Origin of the sequence: Flavobacterium gawalongense, from assembly GCF_007097265.1 — a bacterium.
Taxonomy (GTDB): Bacteria; Bacteroidota; Bacteroidia; order Flavobacteriales; family Flavobacteriaceae; genus Flavobacterium; species Flavobacterium gawalongense.
In genome coordinates this window covers 170462-188460 of record NZ_VJZP01000001.1, presented here as the reverse complement: position 1 = coordinate 188460, position 17999 = coordinate 170462, and the positions used below count along the sequence as shown (strand labels likewise).

At 34.6% G+C, this 17999-nt stretch carries 20 protein-coding genes and 2 pseudogenes; 17 read left to right on the top strand and 5 right to left on the bottom strand.

The annotated features are described in order from the left end of the window. Nucleotides 1–10: 10 nt before the first annotated feature. The 3 genes and pseudogenes from FNW38_RS00920 to FNW38_RS00915 form a co-directional block, all read right to left on the bottom strand. The gene (locus tag FNW38_RS00920; RefSeq protein ID WP_143385727.1) at nt 11–751 is read right to left on the bottom strand and encodes a tyrosine-protein phosphatase; all 741 of its coding nucleotides are present in this window, start codon (nt 749–751) and stop codon (nt 11–13) included. 115 nt (nt 752–866) lie between these two features. Continuing rightward, nucleotides 867–1056 (bottom strand): annotated as a pseudogene (locus tag FNW38_RS17580) (hypothetical protein); the annotation flags it as partial. Between the two features lie 57 nt (nt 1057–1113). Further along, on the bottom strand, nt 1114–1632 hold the full coding sequence (locus FNW38_RS00915; RefSeq protein WP_144064396.1) for a nuclear transport factor 2 family protein: 519 nt from the start codon (nt 1630–1632) through the stop codon (nt 1114–1116). A gap of 182 nt (nt 1633–1814) precedes the next feature. Here FNW38_RS00915 and FNW38_RS00910 point away from each other — a divergent pair, with 182 nt between their 5' ends. From FNW38_RS00910 to FNW38_RS00890, 5 genes are all read left to right on the top strand, one after another. Then, on the top strand, nt 1815–2720 hold the full coding sequence (locus FNW38_RS00910) for a helix-turn-helix domain-containing protein (RefSeq protein WP_143385729.1): 906 nt from the start codon (nt 1815–1817) through the stop codon (nt 2718–2720). A 318-nt stretch (nt 2721–3038) separates the two neighbouring features. Then, nucleotides 3039–3551, top strand: a complete 513-nt coding sequence (locus FNW38_RS00905) for a hypothetical protein (RefSeq protein ID WP_143385730.1) — start codon at nt 3039–3041, stop codon at nt 3549–3551. Nucleotides 3552–3892: 341 nt separating this feature from the next. After that, nucleotides 3893–4111: a helix-turn-helix domain-containing protein gene (locus FNW38_RS00900; RefSeq protein ID WP_143385731.1), complete on the top strand. Its 219-nt coding sequence runs from the start codon at nt 3893–3895 to the stop codon at nt 4109–4111. Then, nucleotides 4108–4437: a HipA N-terminal domain-containing protein gene (locus FNW38_RS00895; protein ID WP_144064397.1), complete on the top strand. Its 330-nt coding sequence runs from the start codon at nt 4108–4110 to the stop codon at nt 4435–4437. The genes FNW38_RS00900 and FNW38_RS00895 overlap by 4 nt, the downstream gene beginning before the upstream one ends. Further along, a complete protein-coding gene (locus FNW38_RS00890; RefSeq protein WP_144064398.1) occupies nt 4434–5420 on the top strand; it encodes a type II toxin-antitoxin system HipA family toxin in 987 nt (328 codons plus the stop codon). The genes FNW38_RS00895 and FNW38_RS00890 overlap by 4 nt, the downstream gene beginning before the upstream one ends. A 153-nt stretch (nt 5421–5573) precedes the next feature. On the opposite strand, the pseudogene FNW38_RS17670 reads toward FNW38_RS00890, so the two are convergent. Further along, nucleotides 5574–5707, bottom strand: a pseudogene (locus tag FNW38_RS17670) (histone H1); the annotation flags it as partial. Between the two features lie 198 nt (nt 5708–5905). Between FNW38_RS17670 and FNW38_RS17870 the strand changes: the two are divergent. The 7 genes from FNW38_RS17870 (at nt 5906) to FNW38_RS00855 (ending at nt 12668) form a co-directional block, all read left to right on the top strand. Then, on the top strand, nt 5906–6031 hold the full coding sequence (locus tag FNW38_RS17870; RefSeq protein ID WP_262710381.1) for a hypothetical protein: 126 nt from the start codon (nt 5906–5908) through the stop codon (nt 6029–6031). 434 nt (nt 6032–6465) lie between these two features. Continuing rightward, nucleotides 6466–7059, top strand: a complete 594-nt coding sequence (locus FNW38_RS00880; protein ID WP_144064399.1) for a dihydrofolate reductase family protein — start codon at nt 6466–6468, stop codon at nt 7057–7059. A gap of 44 nt (nt 7060–7103) precedes the next feature. Beyond that, a complete protein-coding gene (locus FNW38_RS00875; RefSeq protein WP_143385735.1) occupies nt 7104–7625 on the top strand; it encodes a VOC family protein in 522 nt (173 codons plus the stop codon). Between the two features lie 224 nt (nt 7626–7849). Then, nucleotides 7850–8290 carry a VOC family protein gene (locus FNW38_RS00870; RefSeq protein ID WP_144064400.1) on the top strand — a complete coding sequence of 147 codons (441 nt, stop codon included), beginning with the start codon at nt 7850–7852 and terminating at the stop codon, nt 8288–8290. Nucleotides 8291–8315: 25 nt separating this feature from the next. Beyond that, nucleotides 8316–8765 carry an SRPBCC family protein gene (locus FNW38_RS00865; RefSeq protein WP_143385737.1) on the top strand — a complete coding sequence of 150 codons (450 nt, stop codon included), beginning with the start codon at nt 8316–8318 and terminating at the stop codon, nt 8763–8765. Between the two features lie 552 nt (nt 8766–9317). Beyond that, entirely contained in the window at nt 9318–11477 is a 2160-nt protein-coding gene (locus FNW38_RS00860) for a TonB-dependent receptor (RefSeq protein WP_143385738.1), read from the top strand. A 9-nt stretch (nt 11478–11486) separates the two neighbouring features. Further along, on the top strand, nt 11487–12668 hold the full coding sequence (locus FNW38_RS00855) for an MFS transporter (protein WP_144064401.1): 1182 nt from the start codon (nt 11487–11489) through the stop codon (nt 12666–12668). Nucleotides 12669–12835: 167 nt separating this feature from the next. Here the strand turns inward: FNW38_RS00855 and FNW38_RS00845 are convergent, their stop codons facing one another. Beyond that, nucleotides 12836–13429 carry a TetR/AcrR family transcriptional regulator gene (locus FNW38_RS00845; RefSeq protein WP_235890121.1) on the bottom strand — a complete coding sequence of 198 codons (594 nt, stop codon included), beginning with the start codon at nt 13427–13429 and terminating at the stop codon, nt 12836–12838. A 254-nt stretch (nt 13430–13683) separates the two neighbouring features. Between FNW38_RS00845 and FNW38_RS00840 the strand changes: the two genes are divergently transcribed. The 5 genes from FNW38_RS00840 to FNW38_RS00820 are packed head-to-tail and all read left to right on the top strand — an operon-like array spanning nt 13684 to nt 17942. Next, nucleotides 13684–15237, top strand: a complete 1554-nt coding sequence (locus tag FNW38_RS00840) for a SulP family inorganic anion transporter (protein WP_143385741.1) — start codon at nt 13684–13686, stop codon at nt 15235–15237. A 36-nt stretch (nt 15238–15273) separates the two neighbouring features. Further along, nucleotides 15274–15918 (top strand): carbonic anhydrase family protein, encoded by a 645-nt coding sequence (locus FNW38_RS00835; RefSeq protein ID WP_143385742.1) that lies wholly within the window; start codon nt 15274–15276, stop codon nt 15916–15918. Between the two features lie 30 nt (nt 15919–15948). Further along, the gene (locus FNW38_RS00830) at nt 15949–16785 is read left to right on the top strand and encodes a DUF6671 family protein (protein WP_143385743.1); all 837 of its coding nucleotides are present in this window, start codon (nt 15949–15951) and stop codon (nt 16783–16785) included. Nucleotides 16786–16793: 8 nt separating this feature from the next. Then, on the top strand, nt 16794–17753 hold the full coding sequence (locus FNW38_RS00825; RefSeq protein WP_143385744.1) for an L-threonylcarbamoyladenylate synthase: 960 nt from the start codon (nt 16794–16796) through the stop codon (nt 17751–17753). 3 nt (nt 17754–17756) lie between these two features. Beyond that, nucleotides 17757–17942, top strand: a complete 186-nt coding sequence (locus FNW38_RS00820) for a sodium-dependent bicarbonate transport family permease (protein ID WP_143385745.1) — start codon at nt 17757–17759, stop codon at nt 17940–17942. Nucleotides 17943–17999: the final 57 nt, after the last annotated feature.

Genomic DNA, 17999 nt, shown 5'->3' with positions numbered 1-17999 from the left:
GCTTTAATATCTATTCAAACTTAAAAAACTGATTGTTGGCTATGGCTTCTTTTAACGGTGCTACGTCTTTTAGTTTTACTTTTTGTTCAAAAGAGGCAATGTGATTGTCATGATGCACATCAGAACCCACATAATTGTACATTCCTTTTTGTAGCAATCGCTCGGCTATTTTAGCGATTTCGGCACCATAATAGCCAACAACTGACAATAAATTTAACTGAAACAAACAGCCAGCAGCTTTTAATTTTAGGTATTCATTAAAATTATAATGGTAAAATAAGTAGCGCTCCGGGTGTGCCAAAACCGGAATATATCCTGCCACCTGCAAGTCAAATAGGATCGTATACAACTGGATAGGTGCATTTATATATGACATTTCTACCAACACATAATTGTCTTTAAGCGTTAATAAATTGTGAGACTGAAAAAGTCGCACAAACTGATCGTCCATCAGGTATTCAGCCGCCGCTTTAAAAGGAACGGTGGTCCCCTGTTTTTTTAATTCCATTACAGTTGTTGTTTCTTTAGATCGAATTTGCTCAGGGGTATTTTCCCATACCTGTTGGATTATGTGCGGGGTAGTGATAAACTGTGAAATCCCAAAACCTTGAAGGGCTCGGGTCAATCGTAACGTGTCTTCAAAAGTTCTGGCGCCATCATCTATACCCGGCAAAAGATGGGAGTGGATATCGATATGGTTATCAGGGATTAGATCCTTAAGTACAGGTTTTGATTTAAATAGTGTAAACATAAAGTAAAGGTAGAGAAAAGTTTTTAGTGATCAGTTTTTTAGTGATCAGTGTTCAGTAATCAGTATTCAGTGATCAGTATTCAGTGATCAGTATTCAGTGATCAGTGATCAATGTTCAGTGATCAGTGATCAGGATAGTAATTAATTCAAGTTGCCAGTTAATTGATTTGTTTAATTGGAATCCAAATACAAACAATGTAAGTTTTATTAGAAAACCTTCCAATGTTACTGCATGTATTTGTTCTTGAAAACATTTTTTTGATGCCGCTTATGGTTGTTTCTACTCTTTTTCTCATTTTTAGTTTTTCATTTTTTTGTTCTAATGTGGTGTATTCGTTTTATTATTTTGCATGACCTCTTTTTTAAGGTTTCATTTCTGTTTTTTCCGTCCATGTAAAATTAGATTGTCTTTTATTGATTAACCAATGACCGTTTTCTTTGACATAGTCATCATGGTAGATTACACCCATTGTGGTTTTCATTTTTTTATTATTTTCAGTTCCAATCAATACTACTTGACAGTATGAAATCCCCGAAGCCTTATTCCCATTTAAAGTAACCGTTTGCTGTCCGTTTATGTGATACACCACATCAAAAAGATTGAGAAAACCAGCAAATGCTTCGCCTATTTGTTTTCTTCCTGTTAATGTTCCGCCCGGCTTACCGTTAGTTACAGAAGAAACTTCGGCATTTTCAGTGAAAAGCAATAGTTGCGTTTTCACATCTTTTACATCAGCTAAAACTGAAAATGTATCTACTAAATTTTTGATGGCAATTCTATCTTCAATTGCTGTAATTTTTTTGTTGTCGTTATTCATTTTTTGTGCGTTTACTGATAAACAAAGGGTTACTAAAGCGAGTGCTAAAACAATTTTTTTCATGTTGATTTTATTTTAATTCTCATAATACTAAATTCTAATTTCTTATAGTACAAAGGTACTAGCACTTTATCCAAAATTTATACCCGTATTACAGAATGACATACCATTATTACAGAATAGATGTAGTATATAGCCAATACAGCAATAGTTTTAATAAATTTGTATAAGATAATTAAAACAATATGAAGCAAATAGCCCACATAGCAACAATAAGTGAGTATAATGATATAGTCGATATTGAAACATTACACCCTTTGGTTAGTTTTATTGATTATTCAAATGTAAAACCAGAAAAGAGAGAATCGGCAGAAGCAGTAAGCTTCGGCTTCTATTCCATTTTTCTAAAAGAGGATAAAAATTGCGAAATAAAATATGGAAGAAATAGTTATGATTATCAGCAGGGAACTTTAGTGTTTATTGCCCCACAGCAAATAGTGAGCATTATAGAAGATGGCAAAAACTATCAGCCAACTGGTTATGCCCTTTTGTTTCATCCTGATTTGATAAGAGGCTCTTCATTAGGAAAAAATATAAAAGAATATACGTTTTTCTCCTATGATGTACACGAAGCCTTGCACCTTTCAAAACAAGAAAAAAAATTGATACAGGAATGTTTCGAGAAAATAGTTTTTGAACTCAAACAATCGATAGACAAGCATAGTAAAAAAATATTGGTATCTAATATTGAATTGGTACTGGACTATTGTACTCGTTTTTACGACCGCCAATTTATTACCCGTGACAATGCTTATACTGGCGTGGTAGAAAAATTTGATACATTGTTAAATAATTATTTTCAATCTGAAAACCCACAAGCAATTGGTATACCAACGGTTGCATTTTTTGCCAACGAATTGAATTTATCCGCAAACTATTTCGGAGACCTAATTAAAAAAGAAGCTGGTAAATCGGCTTTGGAATATATCCATTTAAAAATAATTGAGACTGCAAAGGAGTTATTATTCGATACAGGAAAATCGGTGAGTGAAATCGCCTATGAATTGGGATACAAATATCCACAACATTTTACAAGATTATTCAAGCAACAGGTTGGTATTGCACCAAATGAATATAGATTTCTAAATTAAACAAATTAGTGTAACTTCTCAAACGACTCAGTGTACAATCTGCACCGAATTTAATTTAATAGACCACAATCTACTAAAGCAGTATAAAAGTATTGGCTTTGTATTTTGGGTTTTTAAAAGCGATTTTTAACGCTTTTTACCGTTCGTTTTCTTTTAAGAACTATCAAGTGACTTTTTCTGAAAAGAATTTTATTTGTAGTTTAAATCCAATATATTTACCTTCTAATTAGCTAAATTTAGATTCGTTTGGAGGTTTTATCCCGACGCTTCGAGCGAACTGACGCTAGCAGTAGACTGCTCCCAAAACTTAAAAAAATAATGGAAAAATACTTACGACAATTAATTTCAATAGAATTTGACGACAAAAAAGAAATCTTTAATGGCTTTCTTATTGATTGGACTGAAGATTGGATTTTACTGAAAAACAATCCTGTTGATTTTATAATTGATGGCTATACGATATTAAAAAACAAAAATGTAAAGTCAATTATTCAAGACAAGGATCATGAATTCACAGAAAGAGTAATTAAACTTAAAGGTTTAAAAACAAGCGCAGCGGAAATAATTCCGCTTAAAGATTTGTCTTCAATTATAAATTTTTTAGCAAATAAATATGAGATTTTTCAGATTACAAAAAAGTCAGATAAAGCTGTTTATCTCGGCAAACTCATAGAACTAAATGAGGAAGAACTGGTAATAGATTTTTTGGGAACCGAAGGGGAATTTGAGGGTGAAATGAGTTTTAAGCAAAACAAAATAAGAGTTATAGAATTTGATACTGATTATATCAATTCTTTGAAACTAATTGTTAATGAAGAAAAGAAAAAGTAAGTGGCTGCTACTAACAGATTAGGTTTTTTGGGCTTGAAAAGCCAACAATGAAACCTATGTTTAATGGAACCGAAGTTTTAGGACTTTTAGGCGATGTCGTTTTTCTAATAATTGGTTATTTGAAATTTTTAATAGTGGGAAGAGGTTAGCAGTTTTTTACGACTACTCATATAAGTTAGCATAGTACTCAAAAAAGCAGAGATTAAATAGTGCTTTATAGCGCACTATTTAATAAAAAAAAGCATGAAATAGAATAAAATGTATAATTTAGTGCTTTTTAATGCTCTTTTTATTGTGACTAATAAGATTTGCTATATATTTGTATAAAAAAGAGCCGTATAATGCACTTCGAAGAATTAATAAAAACTATAAAAGAGCGGAGGGAAGTACTGCAGGTGACGCAGGAAACCTTGGCCGAGCTATCTGGTGTTGGATTAAGAACTCTAAAACAGTTTGAAAGTGGAAAAGGAAATCCTACGCTGCTGACTTTAGAAAAGTTAGCTGATGTATTAGGCATGAAGGTTTGCCTAAAGATTAAAAATGTATCTCTTAACAAATGAGAAAGGCTAAAATAGTATACAAGGATGAAGAAGCAGGTGTGTTAACCCAACACGATAATGGTTCGTTTATATTCCGTTATCATGATTCTTGGATGGCAGATAGCAATAAGCCAGGAATCAGTCTTACTTTGCCTAAAAGGGAGCAAGAATTTCATTCAAAATTCTTATTTCCATTTTTTTATAATATGTTACCAGAAGGATCTAATAAACAAATGGTGTGTAAATATAATAGAATTGATCTAGATGATTATTTCGGATTACTGATGACTACCGCAAAATACGACAGTATCGGTGCTGTTAGAGTTATTAAAATAGAAGAGTTATGAGTTTACCTGAAATAAAATATTGTCCAGGTACATTAGCTAAAGGTTTTGATACGTATAGCAGAACCTGTTTAAACAGAGTGTTTCAGGGTAAAAAGGTGCATCATGTATTGCCTTACGATTCACCGGCATCGAATCCTGAAACAGATGCGCTTTTTGAAGAAAACCGAAAACGCATGTCTATTTCAGGAGTACAGGAAAAATTTTCTGTATTGCTTGAAAAAAATAAGTTAAGGCTTATCAACGAAGGTGAACGTGGTACCTATATTCTGAAACCAATTCCAGGTGCAGGTAAAAGACTAAACCAAATGCCCGCTAACGAGCATTTGACCATGCAAATTGCCCGTCAGGCCTATGGAATAGAAACAGCTGAAAATGCATTAATATTTTTTAAGAATGGTTCTCCTGCTTACATTACCAAACGTTTTGATGTAAAAGATGACGGCACAAAACGGGCTCAGGATGATTTTGCATCTTTGGCCGGTAGAACACCACAAACCTATGGAGCGCATTATAAGTATTTAGGAAACTATTTAGAGTTATTTCAATTAATGCAGCAATATTTACCTGCTTACAAATTGGAAGCACCTAAACTGCTGAAAATACTGGTATTTAATTACCTGTTTTCAAATGGAGATGCCCACTTTAAAAACTTCTCTTTGCTTGAAACCCCTATGGGAGATTATAGATTAAGTCCGGCTTATGACCTATTGAATAGCCGTATTCACATAGAAGATAAAGACTTTGCATTGGATGATGGACTATTGCCTAAAAAATTAGCTCAAGGAAAAATCAGCCAACAATTTGCTATACTTAGTGAGCATGCAGGAATCAGTGAAAAGATTTTTAATGATATTTTGGCATTGATGTTATCACAGTCCGAAATGGTAGAAAAAATGATAGCTGCTTCATTCCTCAACGATACCACGAAAAGAAATTATTGGCAGTCTTACCAAGGCCGTTTAAAACAATTGATGAAAGGATGAACTGCGAATATTTAAATATGATAGTTATATACAACAAAATATAAAAAAGTGCTGGTGGTAGCTGTTGAATAATGGCTCCGAAAATTTAAATCGGCATGACAAAAATAAAAACCTCGTTTAAAAAGACTTAAACGAGGTTTTTTTGAAAAAATATTATTTTTTTGATTCTTCTACAGAAACTTTTCTAAACTCTTTTAAAAGTTTTTCCAGTTCCAAAGTTGATTTACGAGCTCTTGTTCCTGCTGCTTGTTTGTTTTTTCGATTTGTAATTCGGCTTCTGTTTTGAATTTAAATTTACAGAGTAGCTATTATAGGTAAAATCGACTATATTTACTTTCAGCATTAACAAAAATAGGTTTCACTGGAGGTTTTTAGATGAACTGACGTCAAACTGTTTAATAACCTCTTTTCCTTCCATTAACTTATTTGCACTAAAAATCCTTCAAAATATTTACGTAATTTATTGAATTTCTGTATATTTAATAATGAAATTCATCATCGGAACCAACAGACAGCCAATTGCGGTTGGGCTTGCAAAGCCAAAAATGAAACCTGTGTTGAAAGGAACCGGAGGTAGTTTAAAAGTACTGTTTTTAAGCTGCGGGTTTTGAAGACTCGAATAATACTATGTAGGAAAAAATGCTGATGAGGTGTCTTTTTTTGCATAAGATTATTATCTTTAAGGTAATGAGAAAGACCATGCAGAATAGTAGAAATGGTTTTGTAGGCTTGGAGTATAAAACTCAGCCAGAGTTGAGTGTATCCAACAAAAAATAAACAGATATACCCAGTTTTCATTCAAAAAACGGAGTATATCTAAGTTAGCCCCAACCGTATGACGACAGTTCAACTTTCAAATTTGACAGCGGACAGTAACCGCAGACAATTTCTGCAAAGCCATTTGGCTATCGCTCGCAAAATGCAAAAGAGCTGCGCAAGTTTTTTATTTTTTACTTTTGGTGTGCAGCACATTTGCATTTTGCCATACACACAAATACAATTTCAATTCAAACAATAATTACTAACAATTAAAAACTGTAATTACATGAGAAAAATAATTGTTTTATCATTTATTACCTTAGATGGGGTAATGCAAGCACCTGGTGGACCTGAGGAAGATACATCAGGCGGTTTCAAATATGGCGGTTGGACTGCATCGTATGGTGACGAAGTTTTTGGTAAGGTCTTGGAAAAACAAATGAAACCTGCAGATCTTCTTTTGGGCAGAAAAACATTTGAGATTTTTGCCAGCTACTGGCCAGAGCATGAAAATGGATGGCCAGGTATTAATGATGTCACAAAATACGTCATGTCCAAGACCATGAAAAAGTCAGATTGGAAAAACTCAGTATTCCTCGAAAGTTTGGCGGATATTAAAAAGCTCAAAAATTCAAAAGGTTCTGACATTCAAGTGTGGGGCAGCGGCAAGCTCATCCAGACACTACTCGAAAATGATTTAGTTGACGAACTCTGGCTCAAAATTTTCCCGTTGACTCTTGGTACAGGAAAAAAGTTGTTTGACAATGGCACGATTCCGGCAGCATTTACATTAATAGAGAGTTTGGTTACACCAACTGGAGTGATTATTGCCAATTACAAGCGAGCTGGAAAAGTCAAGACAGGTACTGTTGGAGCTTAAGGCGGCTAACCTGTTAATAAAATTTACCAATAAAAATTCAATCTATGGACAAGGCAAACAAGAAAGACAGCTCTGGATTAACACCCACTCAAATTGCATGGGTGGTGAAAGATATAGTGAAATCAAAAACTTTTTTTCAGGAAATGCTTGGCGTTACCAATTTTAGCCCGACAGTTACCACTCGCTTAAAAGAGTATGACGGAACCTATTATGGAGAACCATCTGATGCAGAAAACCTTGTTGCAATGGCTTATTCAGGGGGGACATTTATTGAACTCATTCAACCAATTTCAGGGAAAAGTATTTTTAAGGATTACATAGACAATAATCCAACAGGCGGAGTTCAACATATTGCATACAGCACGCCCATTGCAAACCTTGACAAAGTAATTTCAGAGTTTGAGAATAAAGGCTTTACAGTAATAAGCAGCTTTGACACGCCAATAGCTAAAATTGTGTTTTTTGACACACGAGAAGAGATTGGCGTTTTTACGGAAATAATGGGTATTACTAAAGAAGGCGAAAAGGCTGTTCAAGAAATGAAAATTGGAATGGCACAGCAGTGAGTGGACTAATTGGGAATTAAGTAACATGAGAATGAAACAAGTGTTTTTAAATCTATCACTTGACGAAATAAAGATGACTTTAGAAATATATACCGAAGTGGAAATTAAACCCATCATCGGCAGACATGACAATTCATTTATAATGGAGAAGCACAGCAGACATTTTTATTAATCTCGAATTGATAAGAATTAAATAGTAATAACAATAAGCAAAACAAATCATCATGGCACATGTATCAATTTATCTCAACTTCATGGGAAACGCTGAAGAAGCATTTAACTACTACAAAAAAGTTTTCAAAACAGAATTTTCTGCTCCGATAATGAGAATGAAAGACATTCCAGCTCAACCGGGTATGCCCGAACTTTCAGAAGCCGACAAGAACAAAGTAATGCATGTTGCATTACCAATACTTGGCGGGACAGAAATTATGGCAACCGATATGCTTGAAAGCATGGGACATAAATTGATTGAGGGTAATACTATAACAATCAGTTTAAATCCTGATACTAAAGAAGAAGCTGACCACTTGTATAAAGAACTTTCTCAAGCTGGAACAGACGGTGTTGCACCCCACGATGAATTCTGGGGTTACTGGGGAACTTGCAAAGACAAATTCGGAATCCGCTGGATGTTTAATGTTTCAAGTCAGCCTCTTAATTAATAATCACTAACCCAAAATCAATACTATGGCAAACAATAGCGTATCATTACACCGAGTTCTTAAAGCATCTCCCGAAAAAATTTATCGTGCGTTTACTGATGCAAATGCGATGGCATCATGGATTCCACCATATGGTTTTTTATGTGTTGTTCATAGCATGGATGTAAAACAAGGCGGGAACTACAGAATGTCTTTTATCAATTTTTCCACAGGAAATGGACACTCATTTGGCGGAACATACCTGGAATTGAAGCCGAATGAATTTATTAAATATACTGACAAATTTGAAGATCCGAATTTGCCTGGTGAAATGGTCACTTCGGTTTGGCTCAAAAAGGTTTCTTGCGGCACAGAACTTAAAATTATTCAAGAAGGCATTCCTTCAGTTATACCAACAGAAATGTGTTATTTAGGTTGGCAGGAATCATTAGAGAAATTGGCAAAATTAGTTGAGCCGGAAATTCCGGATGCTTAAATCTTTCAGTGACTGGTTTTTTGTGGACAACTTTTTATTCGTGGACAGCAACGCAGTGCCAATAGTTAAGTTTTCGTCGGGCTTGCAAAGCCAACAAAAAGCACATCAATTGCCGACAAAACAAAATTATTGTTTGTACATTTGCGACGGTGAAAGGATACATTAAAATAATACTTCTAATTCTGATATCGTGTTGCTATGTCAACACCGTATTTGAATTTTCGGATACCGAGGAGAAGGCTAATTTTGAAAATGAAAGTCACGCCTATATTCAACAATGTAGTAACCAAATCTTTGCAAACAGCGTAACACAAAGTATTCCGCATTGTAACATCAATTGGGACACGTCAGTTCCATTCCATTTGAACGGAATTCAATCCGTATCTACTAAATGTATTTCATTCTACAAAAGCTCTTTCTTTCCAAAACGGGATAAGCTTTTTATTCTGTATTCTTCTTACTTGATTTGATGATTTTCTGATTTAATTTTTTCGGCAATTGCTACGCAGTTGTCAATTTTACTATTTCAGAACAATTCTATTTAAATTCAAAATGAAAAAAATAATATTCATACTTTTACTATTTCCATTTATAGCAACAGCCCAAAACACTTTTAAAGCAATCATCAAAGATGAAAAAACAAAAGAAGCACTTGACAGCGTTTTTGTATTTCTAAACGGAACTCAAAAAGGTTCGACTTCCGACGAGAAAGGATTTGTAGTCCTTGAAAACATTCCTAACGGTAAACAAACAATTGTGTTCAATTCTATTGGTTATCGAAAAATTGAAAAAAATATTTTATTCCCGCAAAATGAAACTATTGAAATATTTTTAGAACCCACTTCGGAAGAATTGGAAGAAGTTAAAGTTACATCAACAAGAAGTAGCAGAACAATAAAAAATACTCCAACTCGAATAGAAGTGATTGCTTCGGGAGAACTAGAAGAAAAATCTTCGATGCAACCTGGAAACATCAAAATGTTGCTTACCGAAAGCACCGGAATTCAAACGCAACAAACTTCCCAAGTTTCGGGAAATGCAAGTATTCGCATCCAAGGGTTAGACGGTAAATACACACAACTTTTGCAAGACGGATTTCCTTTGTATTCTGGGTTTGCAAGTGGTTTGAGCATTTTGCAAATTCCGCCTTTAAATTTAAAACGTGTAGAAGTGATCAAAGGTTCCACTTCAACACTTTATGGAGGTGGAGCAATTGCAGGATTAATAAACTTGATAACAAAAGAACCAACCGACAAAAGAGAGATTTCATTTTTAGCAAACATAAATCAAACACAAGCGTTAGATTTGAGTGGCTTTTATGCAGAAAAATACAAAAAATCAGGACTTACAATTTATGCTTCAAATAATTCTCAAAAAGCAACCGATGTAAATAACGATGGCTTTTCGGACATTCCAAATTTCGAGAGATATACGATAAACCCAAAATTCTTCTATTATCCAAACGAAAAAACGACTTTTAGTTTTGGTGCAAATGCAGGATTTGAAAAACGAATTGGTGGAGATATGCAAGTAATTGACAACAGATCAGATGCTATCCATACGTTTTTTGAACGAAACAATAGTAATCGATATACAACTCAAGCCAAATTTGAAAGATCATTTGAGAATAAAAACATATTGACAATTAAAAATAGTTTTGGGTATTTTAACCGAAAAATTGAGAAGCAAGCGTATAATTTTGAGGGTCAGCAAATAGCAACTTTTACAGAGGCGAATTATCTGATTCCAAACGAAAAATCAGAATGGAATTTAGGAGCGAATTTAGTTTCGGATAATTTCAAACAAATTAATTTAGTCGCTGACAAATTAGATTATTACAATGCTGCCTTTGGTATTTTTGCTCAAAACAATTTGAACATCAATGAAAAATTTATTTTAGAAAGTGGTTTACGCTTAGACATTACAAACAGAAGCAATGTTTTTGTCTTGCCACGTTTATCTTTATTGTATAAAATCAATGAAAAATTATCTTCAAGGTTTGGGGGTGGTTTGGGGTACAAATCACCAACCATTTTTTCGGAAGAAACTGAAGAAAAATCTTTTCAAAACATAAATTCACTTGATTTCTCAAAAGTTAATCCTGAAAAATCGTGTGGACTAAATGCTGACGTTAATTATAAAACTACCATTTTTGACGAACTAAGTTTTACCATTAATCAAATGTTTTTTTATACCATTATCAAAAACCCGTTGGTTCTTAATCCAGTTCCACTGACAGTAAATTATGCCTTTGAAAATGCCAACGGAAATATAGAAACCAAAGGTTTTGAAACAAACGTAAAACTTCGTTTTGAGGATATTTCTTGTTACATCGGTTACACTTACATTGACGCTCAGAAAAATTTCGATAATAATTCTACAGTAAATCCATTAACAGCAAAACATCGAATAAACGCAAACATAATGTATGAATGGGAAGAAAAATTGCGAATTGCTTACGAGGTCTTTTATGTTGGAAATCAGTATTTGACAAACAACGAAAAAGTTAGGGATTATTGGGTTATGGGAGTTTCTGGAGAATACAAATTCAAATATTTCAGCATATTTTTGAATCTTGAAAACTTTTTGGATAGCCGACAATCAAAATGGGAAAATATGTATTCTGGAACAATTCAAAACCCACAATTTAGAGAAGTTTACACCCCAACAGACGGATTTATTTTAAACGGTGGAATTAAAATTAAGCTGTAAAAAAGCCAAATGAAAACAAAAATAATCACACGAACCGTCTGGATATTATCCATAGTCAGTTTGTTTACCGATACGGCGAGCGAAATGCTTTACCCAATAATGCCAATTTATTTAAAAACAATCGGATTTTCCATTGTATTAATCGGTGTTTTGGAAGGTTTTGCAGAAGCTTTGGCAGGTTTAAGCAAAGGATATTTCGGAAAATTATCGGACAATTCCGGAAAACGTGTTCCGTTTGTTCAACTCGGTTATGCTTTAAGTACTATTTCAAAACCAATGATGGCAGTTTTTACTTTTCCACTTTGGATTTTCTTTGCACGAGCTATTGACCGCTTCGGGAAAGGAATTCGCACAGGTGCAAGAGATGCTATTTTATCGGATGAGGCAACATCAGAGAACAAAGGAAAAATCTTTGGTTTTCATCGATCAATGGATACTTTTGGGGCAGTTCTTGGACCCGCAATAGCATTAGTGTATCTATACTTTTATCCACAGGATTACAAAACACTTTTTTATGTCGCTTTTATTCCTGGGTTACTTGCTGTATTGGCTTCCTTTTTTTTGAAAGACAAAACTAAAGCCCATTCAATAGAAAGAAAACCGACACCTTTTTTCTCCTTTCTAAATTATTGGAAAACAAGTCCGTTACAATATCGAAAATTAGTAATCGGATTATTGGCTTTTACATTATTCAACAGTTCCGATATTTTTTTATTGCTAAAAGCAAAACAAGCAGGACTAAATGACACGGCAGTAATTGGGGTTTATATTTTTTACAATTTGGTTTATGCGCTTTGCGCTTTTCCAATAGGAATTTTTGCAGACAAAATAGGATTAAAGAAAATGTTTGTTTTTGGGCTTTCTTTATTTGCAATCGTATATTTTGGGATGGCTTTTAGTACTAATATTTATGCTATTGCAATGCTGTTCTTTATTTATGGAGTTTATGCAGCAGCAACTGAAGGGATTTCCAAAGCTTGGATTAGTAATATTTCCGACAGAAAAGATACTGCAACAGCAATCGGAACCTATTCGGGTTTTCAAAGTATTTGCACAATGTTAGCAAGTTCATTAGCAGGCTTAATTTGGTATCAATTTGGTGCAAATGCTACATTTATAATTACTGGAATAGCAACAATTTTTATTAGTATTTACTTCTCATTTTTTGTGGAAAATAAAACAATATTATGAAACTAAAATCAAACATAGACAAATTAGGAGTGTTTGGACTTTTCTTTACAGCTCTATTTTCACCTTGTTGTTTCCCTTTATTTACCTTCACAGGATCAGCTCTTGGGTTAAGCATGTTTTTTTTTGAATTGGATGGAGCTCCTGCAAAACAGAGATCTCATCGACAACTAAATTTTATTTATGCTGGAAAACACCAAATCATCCAGAAAAGAAATGATTTTTGCCTCGTCCTTATTTATCCCAAAATCGGTAAGTGAAGGCAGGTTGTTCATGAAAAAATTCTGAAAATGCGCCATTTCAATGATAGTGGAGGCTAATGATTTCGGGTATTTGTATTTCGGATTGCATTCTGAAATTAAATCCCCGATAACGGCACAAAGATCTTTGTATGGTTTAAAAAAATGGTGTCTATTGTCTTCGCTTACATGCTTTGTTAAATATGCTTTTGAACCTTCCGAAATAACAATTTGATGCAATAGGCTCTCGTTAACATAACTTGTTTTTTCATCATCTTTTACTGTTGTGGCTAATAATTTGATTACCATTTTTAATCTAATCAAGGGGTCATTAATATTATTGGTATGAAAGCTTATCTGGTATTCAAGCCAACTCCAATACCAAGCTACAAGATATAACAGCAAGCGATGTTTGTTTTCAAAGTATCGGTAAATACCCGCTTCGGTTGTACCAATGTCTTTTGCCAATTTTTTAAAGGTAAAGGTTTCGAAGCCGTTTTTATAGATCAATTGAATGCTGTGCATAAGAATCTTTTTTCCCAACTCCGTCTGTTCAGGATTACGGAGAAATAACGCCTCATTCATTTTTATTTGCAACTGTAGCTCCATTTGTATCCTTGTATTGATTGGTCTTTGTATAATAAATGACTGAAAAAGAAGTTGCTTCAACTTTCTTTGGCAAATATAGCTAAAATTTATTTTACAATTATTAATGATAGTAATACTATCATTAATAATATTATTTCTATCTTTGGCGTATCTGACTAAAAAAAACGATTATGGAATTAAAAAATATGTTTAAAGAACTGAAAAACGATTTGCCCGCAAGCATTGTTGTATTTTTTGTAGCGGTTCCTTTGTGTCTTGGAATTGCATTGGCCTCTGGCGCGCCATTGTTTGCCGGTATCATTGCAGGTATTGTTGGGGGCATTGTGGTAGGCGTTTCCAGCGGTTCTCCTCTGGGTGTTAGCGGTCCCGCTGCGGGATTGGCAGTTATTGTTCTAACTTCTATTGCTTCGCTTGGGGGTTCATGGACAGCATTTTTAACGGCCGTTGTTTTGGCTGGAATTATCCAGCTCATTTTGGGATATGCCAAAGCGGGCTTTGTTGCTTACTTTTTTCCGTCTTCTGTGATTAAGGGGATGCTTACCGGTATTGGTCTTTTGATTATATTAAAGCAGATACCTCATGCATTGGGTTGGGACAAAGACGCTGTTGGGGATGATGCTTTTTTGCAGGCGGATGGACAAAACACGTTTTCTGAGATTTTTAAAGCATTTGAATTTATAACGCCAGGGGCAGTGCTTATTGGAGTAATATCCTTGGCTATACTGATATTGTGGGATAAGGTATTGACAAAAAAACATAAAATATTCCAATTGATACAAGGGCCAATTGTGGTAGTGGTATTGGGTATTGTGATGAATTATTTTTTTCAAAGCGGGATGCTGGATTTTAGTTTAGCTGCCGACCAAGTGGTACGGTTGCCGGTGCCGCATTCCGTTTCGGAGTTTTTCGGGCAGTTTACTTTGCCTGATTTTACCGCGTTATCTAATCCAGAAGTGTATAAAGTCGCTATTATAATCGCTGTTGTGGGTAGTTTAGAAACTTTATTAAGCGTTGAGGCAACCGATAAATTAGACCCGGATAAAAGAATTACGCCAGCCAATAGAGAGCTAAAAGCGCAAGGTTTAGGAAATATAATTTCTGGTTTAATTGGTGGGTTACCTATTACGCAAGTAATTGTTCGAAGTTCGGCAAATATATCTTTTGGAGGAAAAACAAAAATGTCCGCTATCCTTCACGGTTTCTTTCTGCTGTTAAGTGCCATTACTATTGCAAGTGTATTGAATATGATACCATTGGCAAGTTTGGCGGCTATTTTATTGATGGTGGGTTATAAATTGGCCAAACCAGCTCTTTTTAAAGAGATGTATAAATTAGGTTGGGAACAGTTTATTCCATTTGCGGCAACTGTTGTGGCTATTTTGGCAACCGATTTGCTAAAAGGGATTACCGTAGGGATGCTATTGGGTGGCTTTTATGCTTTACGCCATAGTTACCGAAATTCTTACCAATTGAGAGATGTTACTACTACCGAAGAGGGACATGAAGTACACCATATTGTTTTGGCCGAAGAAGTTTCATTCTTTAATAAACCAAGTGTGATACAAGCTCTGGATAGTATCCCTGTCAATTCAAAAGTGATTATTGACTGCTCTAACTCTAAATCCATTGATTATGATGTGGTTGAATTCATAAAAGACTATCAGATTAATGCCAAGACCAAGAACATAACGGTTGAAAAAATAAACTGTATCGAACCTGCATAAAACAGAAACTTTTTTAAAAATAAAAAACAGAAAACAATGAAAACATTAAACAAAGAAATGCAAGATGCCATTACCCCTACAATGGCGATTGATATATTAAAAGAAGGTAATAAAAGATTTGTGAATAATCTTAAAATAAACCGTAACCTTTTGCAGCAGGCTAATGAAACATCGGATGGGCAACACCCTTTTGCCGTTATTTTGAGTTGCATAGACTCTCGAACTTCGGCGGAGTTGATTTTTGACCAAGGTTTGGGAGACGTTTTTAGTGTTCGTATTGCGGGCAATATTATTAACGAAGATATTTTAGGCAGCATGGAGTTCGCTTGTAAAGTGGCTGGATCGAAAATAATTGTAGTTTTGGGGCATACAAAATGTGGTGCCATAAAAGGTGCTTGTGATCATGTGGAAATGGGTAACTTAACCGCTCTGTTAAGCAAAATCCAACCGGCTGTTTATGATGAAAAAACCGAAACCGAAAATCGCAGTTCAAGTAATGGGGAGTTCGTAGAAAAAGTGGCTACCATAAATGTAAAAAGAACGGTGCATGCCATAATGGAACGCAGCCCAATTCTAAAAGAAATGATAGAAAAAGGTGAGATCGGAATTGTAGGAGGAACGCATGATATTACAACTGGTATAGTAACTTTCTATGATGATACCATGATTGTAAATAGATAAGATTGAAATAAGTTTTAACGAATAACCAGTATGTTTCAAGGCAGAAAACTTCTTATCGCAACTAAGCATAAAAAAGAAAACGTGATTGCACCAATTTTTGAAAAAGAATTTGGAGTGAGTTGCTTTGTGTCCGATAAATTTGACACTGATACCTTGGGAACTTTTTCGGGAGAAATTGCCAGAAAAGAGGATGCGCTAACAACTCTTCGCAATAAATGTCTCCTTGCCATGAAAGAGAATGATTGCGATTTAGGGATTGCCAGCGAAGGGTCTTTTGGTATGCATCCCACGATTTTTATTGCTCATGCCGATGATGAAATGTTAATTCTTATTGATAAAAAAAATGAGTTAGAAATTATAGCAAGAGAAATCAGTACGGATACCAATTTCAATGGCAGCGAAATTAAAAATGAAGCCGGGCTACTGGAATTTGCGACTCAAGTAAAATTTCCATCTCACGGGCTTATTTTAAAACCATCAGAAAAGGATATTTCTAAAATAGTTAAAGGAATCACTGACGAAAGGATTTTAAACGAAAGCTTTCATGAAATGATGAAAGAATTTGGGAAAGTATATGTCGAAACCGATATGCGCGCACTGTACAATCCAACACGGATGAAAGTGATTGAAAAAGCCACGCTAAAATTAGTAAATTCAATTCGGTCGCTATGTCCTATGTGTGAAACTCCGGGATTTGTGGTTTCTGATGCCAAAATGGGATTACCGTGTGACTGCTGTAATTCGGCTACGCGTTCTACTTTGAGTTTTATTTATGCTTGTAAAAAGTGTAATCATACTTCTGAGGAATTTTATCCACATAAAAAAATGACCGAAGATCCTACGTACTGTGATTTTTGCAATCCTTAAAATAAATTATGACAATAGTTTCAAAAGACATTTCAAAAGCAGCCAAGATTTTAATCCAAGAAGATTTGGTTGCCATTCCAACAGAAACAGTTTATGGGTTGGCCGGGAATATTTACAGCGAAAAAGCCATAAAAGCGATTTTTGAAATGAAGCAAAGGCCTTTTTTTAATCCGTTAATTGTTCATATTAAATCGGTAGAACAATTAGACGAATTAGCAAAAGAGATTCCGGAAAAAGCCAGATTATTAGCTGATAAATTTTGGCCGGGTCCTTTGACAATGGTGTTGAAAAAACAAGAGTCGGTTCCCGATTTAGTTACTGCCGGAAAAGATTCCGTGGCTATTAGAATTCCAAATCATGCTACGACTTTGGCATTGTTGGAAGTCTTAGATTTTCCGTTAGCTGCTCCAAGTGCCAATCCTTTTGGGGCGATAAGTCCAACAAATGCTTTGCATGTTGCTGAATATTTTAGCGAAAAATTACAGATGGTTTTAGATGGAGGCGATTGCCAAAACGGAATAGAATCTACGATAATTGGTTTTGAAAATGAAGAACCGGTATTATATCGATTGGGTTCCATTTCTGTGGAAGATATTGAAGGAGTTATCGGAAAAATTCAAATTAAAAACAAAAAAGAAAACGCACCGGATGCGCCGGGAATGTTATCACGACATTACGCACCGGCAACCACCACTTTTTTAGAAAGTGATGTAGCGCAATTCATCAAGGGATTTCCTGACAAAAAAATCGGATTGTTGCTTTTTAAGGAGCGAATCAAAAATGCTTGTGTAATCTATCAAGAAATTTTATCCGAAAAAGGCGATTTAAAGGAAGCTACGTCACATTTGTATGCTGCAATGCATCGATTGGATAAAATGGACTTAGATATGATTGTTGCAGAACGATTTCCGGATTTTGAATTAGGAAAATCCATTAACGACAGATTAGAACGCGCCACAAAAAAATAAAAAATGAATTTAGATTTACTGTTAGACAATTTACCAAATCGGGCTTTATTGTTTTTATTTCTGGGGATAATTGCCGCAAGATTGAAAAGCGATATAGAAATTCCTTCCTATGCATCCAAGTTTATTTCTTTGTGTTTATTGTTCTCTATTGAATCTAAGGAGGGTAAATTTTCTAAAAACGTATTGTAATAAAGAACGTATGATAACCGTAAAAAAGTTTTTTGTTCTAACTTTGATTGCATTTCT

Bases quoted from the DNA above. Each gene is read 5' to 3' on its own strand.
- FNW38_RS00920 (WP_143385727.1), bottom strand. From the start codon at position 751: ATGTTTACACTATTTAAATCAAAACCTGTACTTAAGGATCTAATCCCT.
- FNW38_RS00915 (WP_144064396.1), bottom strand. From the start codon at position 1,632: ATGAAAAAAATTGTTTTAGCACTCGCTTTAGTAACCCTTTGTTTATCA.
- FNW38_RS00910 (WP_143385729.1), top strand. From the start codon at position 1,815: ATGAAGCAAATAGCCCACATAGCAACAATAAGTGAGTATAATGATATA.
- FNW38_RS00905 (WP_143385730.1), top strand. From the start codon at position 3,039: ATGGAAAAATACTTACGACAATTAATTTCAATAGAATTTGACGACAAA.
- FNW38_RS00900 (WP_143385731.1), top strand. From the start codon at position 3,893: ATGCACTTCGAAGAATTAATAAAAACTATAAAAGAGCGGAGGGAAGTA.
- FNW38_RS00895 (WP_144064397.1), top strand. From the start codon at position 4,108: ATGAGAAAGGCTAAAATAGTATACAAGGATGAAGAAGCAGGTGTGTTA.
- FNW38_RS00890 (WP_144064398.1), top strand. From the start codon at position 4,434: ATGAGTTTACCTGAAATAAAATATTGTCCAGGTACATTAGCTAAAGGT.
- FNW38_RS17870 (WP_262710381.1), top strand. From the start codon at position 5,906: ATGAAATTCATCATCGGAACCAACAGACAGCCAATTGCGGTTGGGCTT.
- FNW38_RS00880 (WP_144064399.1), top strand. From the start codon at position 6,466: ATGAGAAAAATAATTGTTTTATCATTTATTACCTTAGATGGGGTAATG.
- FNW38_RS00875 (WP_143385735.1), top strand. From the start codon at position 7,104: ATGGACAAGGCAAACAAGAAAGACAGCTCTGGATTAACACCCACTCAA.
- FNW38_RS00870 (WP_144064400.1), top strand. From the start codon at position 7,850: ATGGCACATGTATCAATTTATCTCAACTTCATGGGAAACGCTGAAGAA.
- FNW38_RS00865 (WP_143385737.1), top strand. From the start codon at position 8,316: ATGGCAAACAATAGCGTATCATTACACCGAGTTCTTAAAGCATCTCCC.
- FNW38_RS00860 (WP_143385738.1), top strand. From the start codon at position 9,318: ATGAAAAAAATAATATTCATACTTTTACTATTTCCATTTATAGCAACA.
- FNW38_RS00855 (WP_144064401.1), top strand. From the start codon at position 11,487: ATGAAAACAAAAATAATCACACGAACCGTCTGGATATTATCCATAGTC.
- FNW38_RS00845 (WP_235890121.1), bottom strand. From the start codon at position 13,429: ATGCACAGCATTCAATTGATCTATAAAAACGGCTTCGAAACCTTTACC.
- FNW38_RS00840 (WP_143385741.1), top strand. From the start codon at position 13,684: ATGGAATTAAAAAATATGTTTAAAGAACTGAAAAACGATTTGCCCGCA.
- FNW38_RS00835 (WP_143385742.1), top strand. From the start codon at position 15,274: ATGAAAACATTAAACAAAGAAATGCAAGATGCCATTACCCCTACAATG.
- FNW38_RS00830 (WP_143385743.1), top strand. From the start codon at position 15,949: ATGTTTCAAGGCAGAAAACTTCTTATCGCAACTAAGCATAAAAAAGAA.
- FNW38_RS00825 (WP_143385744.1), top strand. From the start codon at position 16,794: ATGACAATAGTTTCAAAAGACATTTCAAAAGCAGCCAAGATTTTAATC.
- FNW38_RS00820 (WP_143385745.1), top strand. From the start codon at position 17,757: ATGAATTTAGATTTACTGTTAGACAATTTACCAAATCGGGCTTTATTG.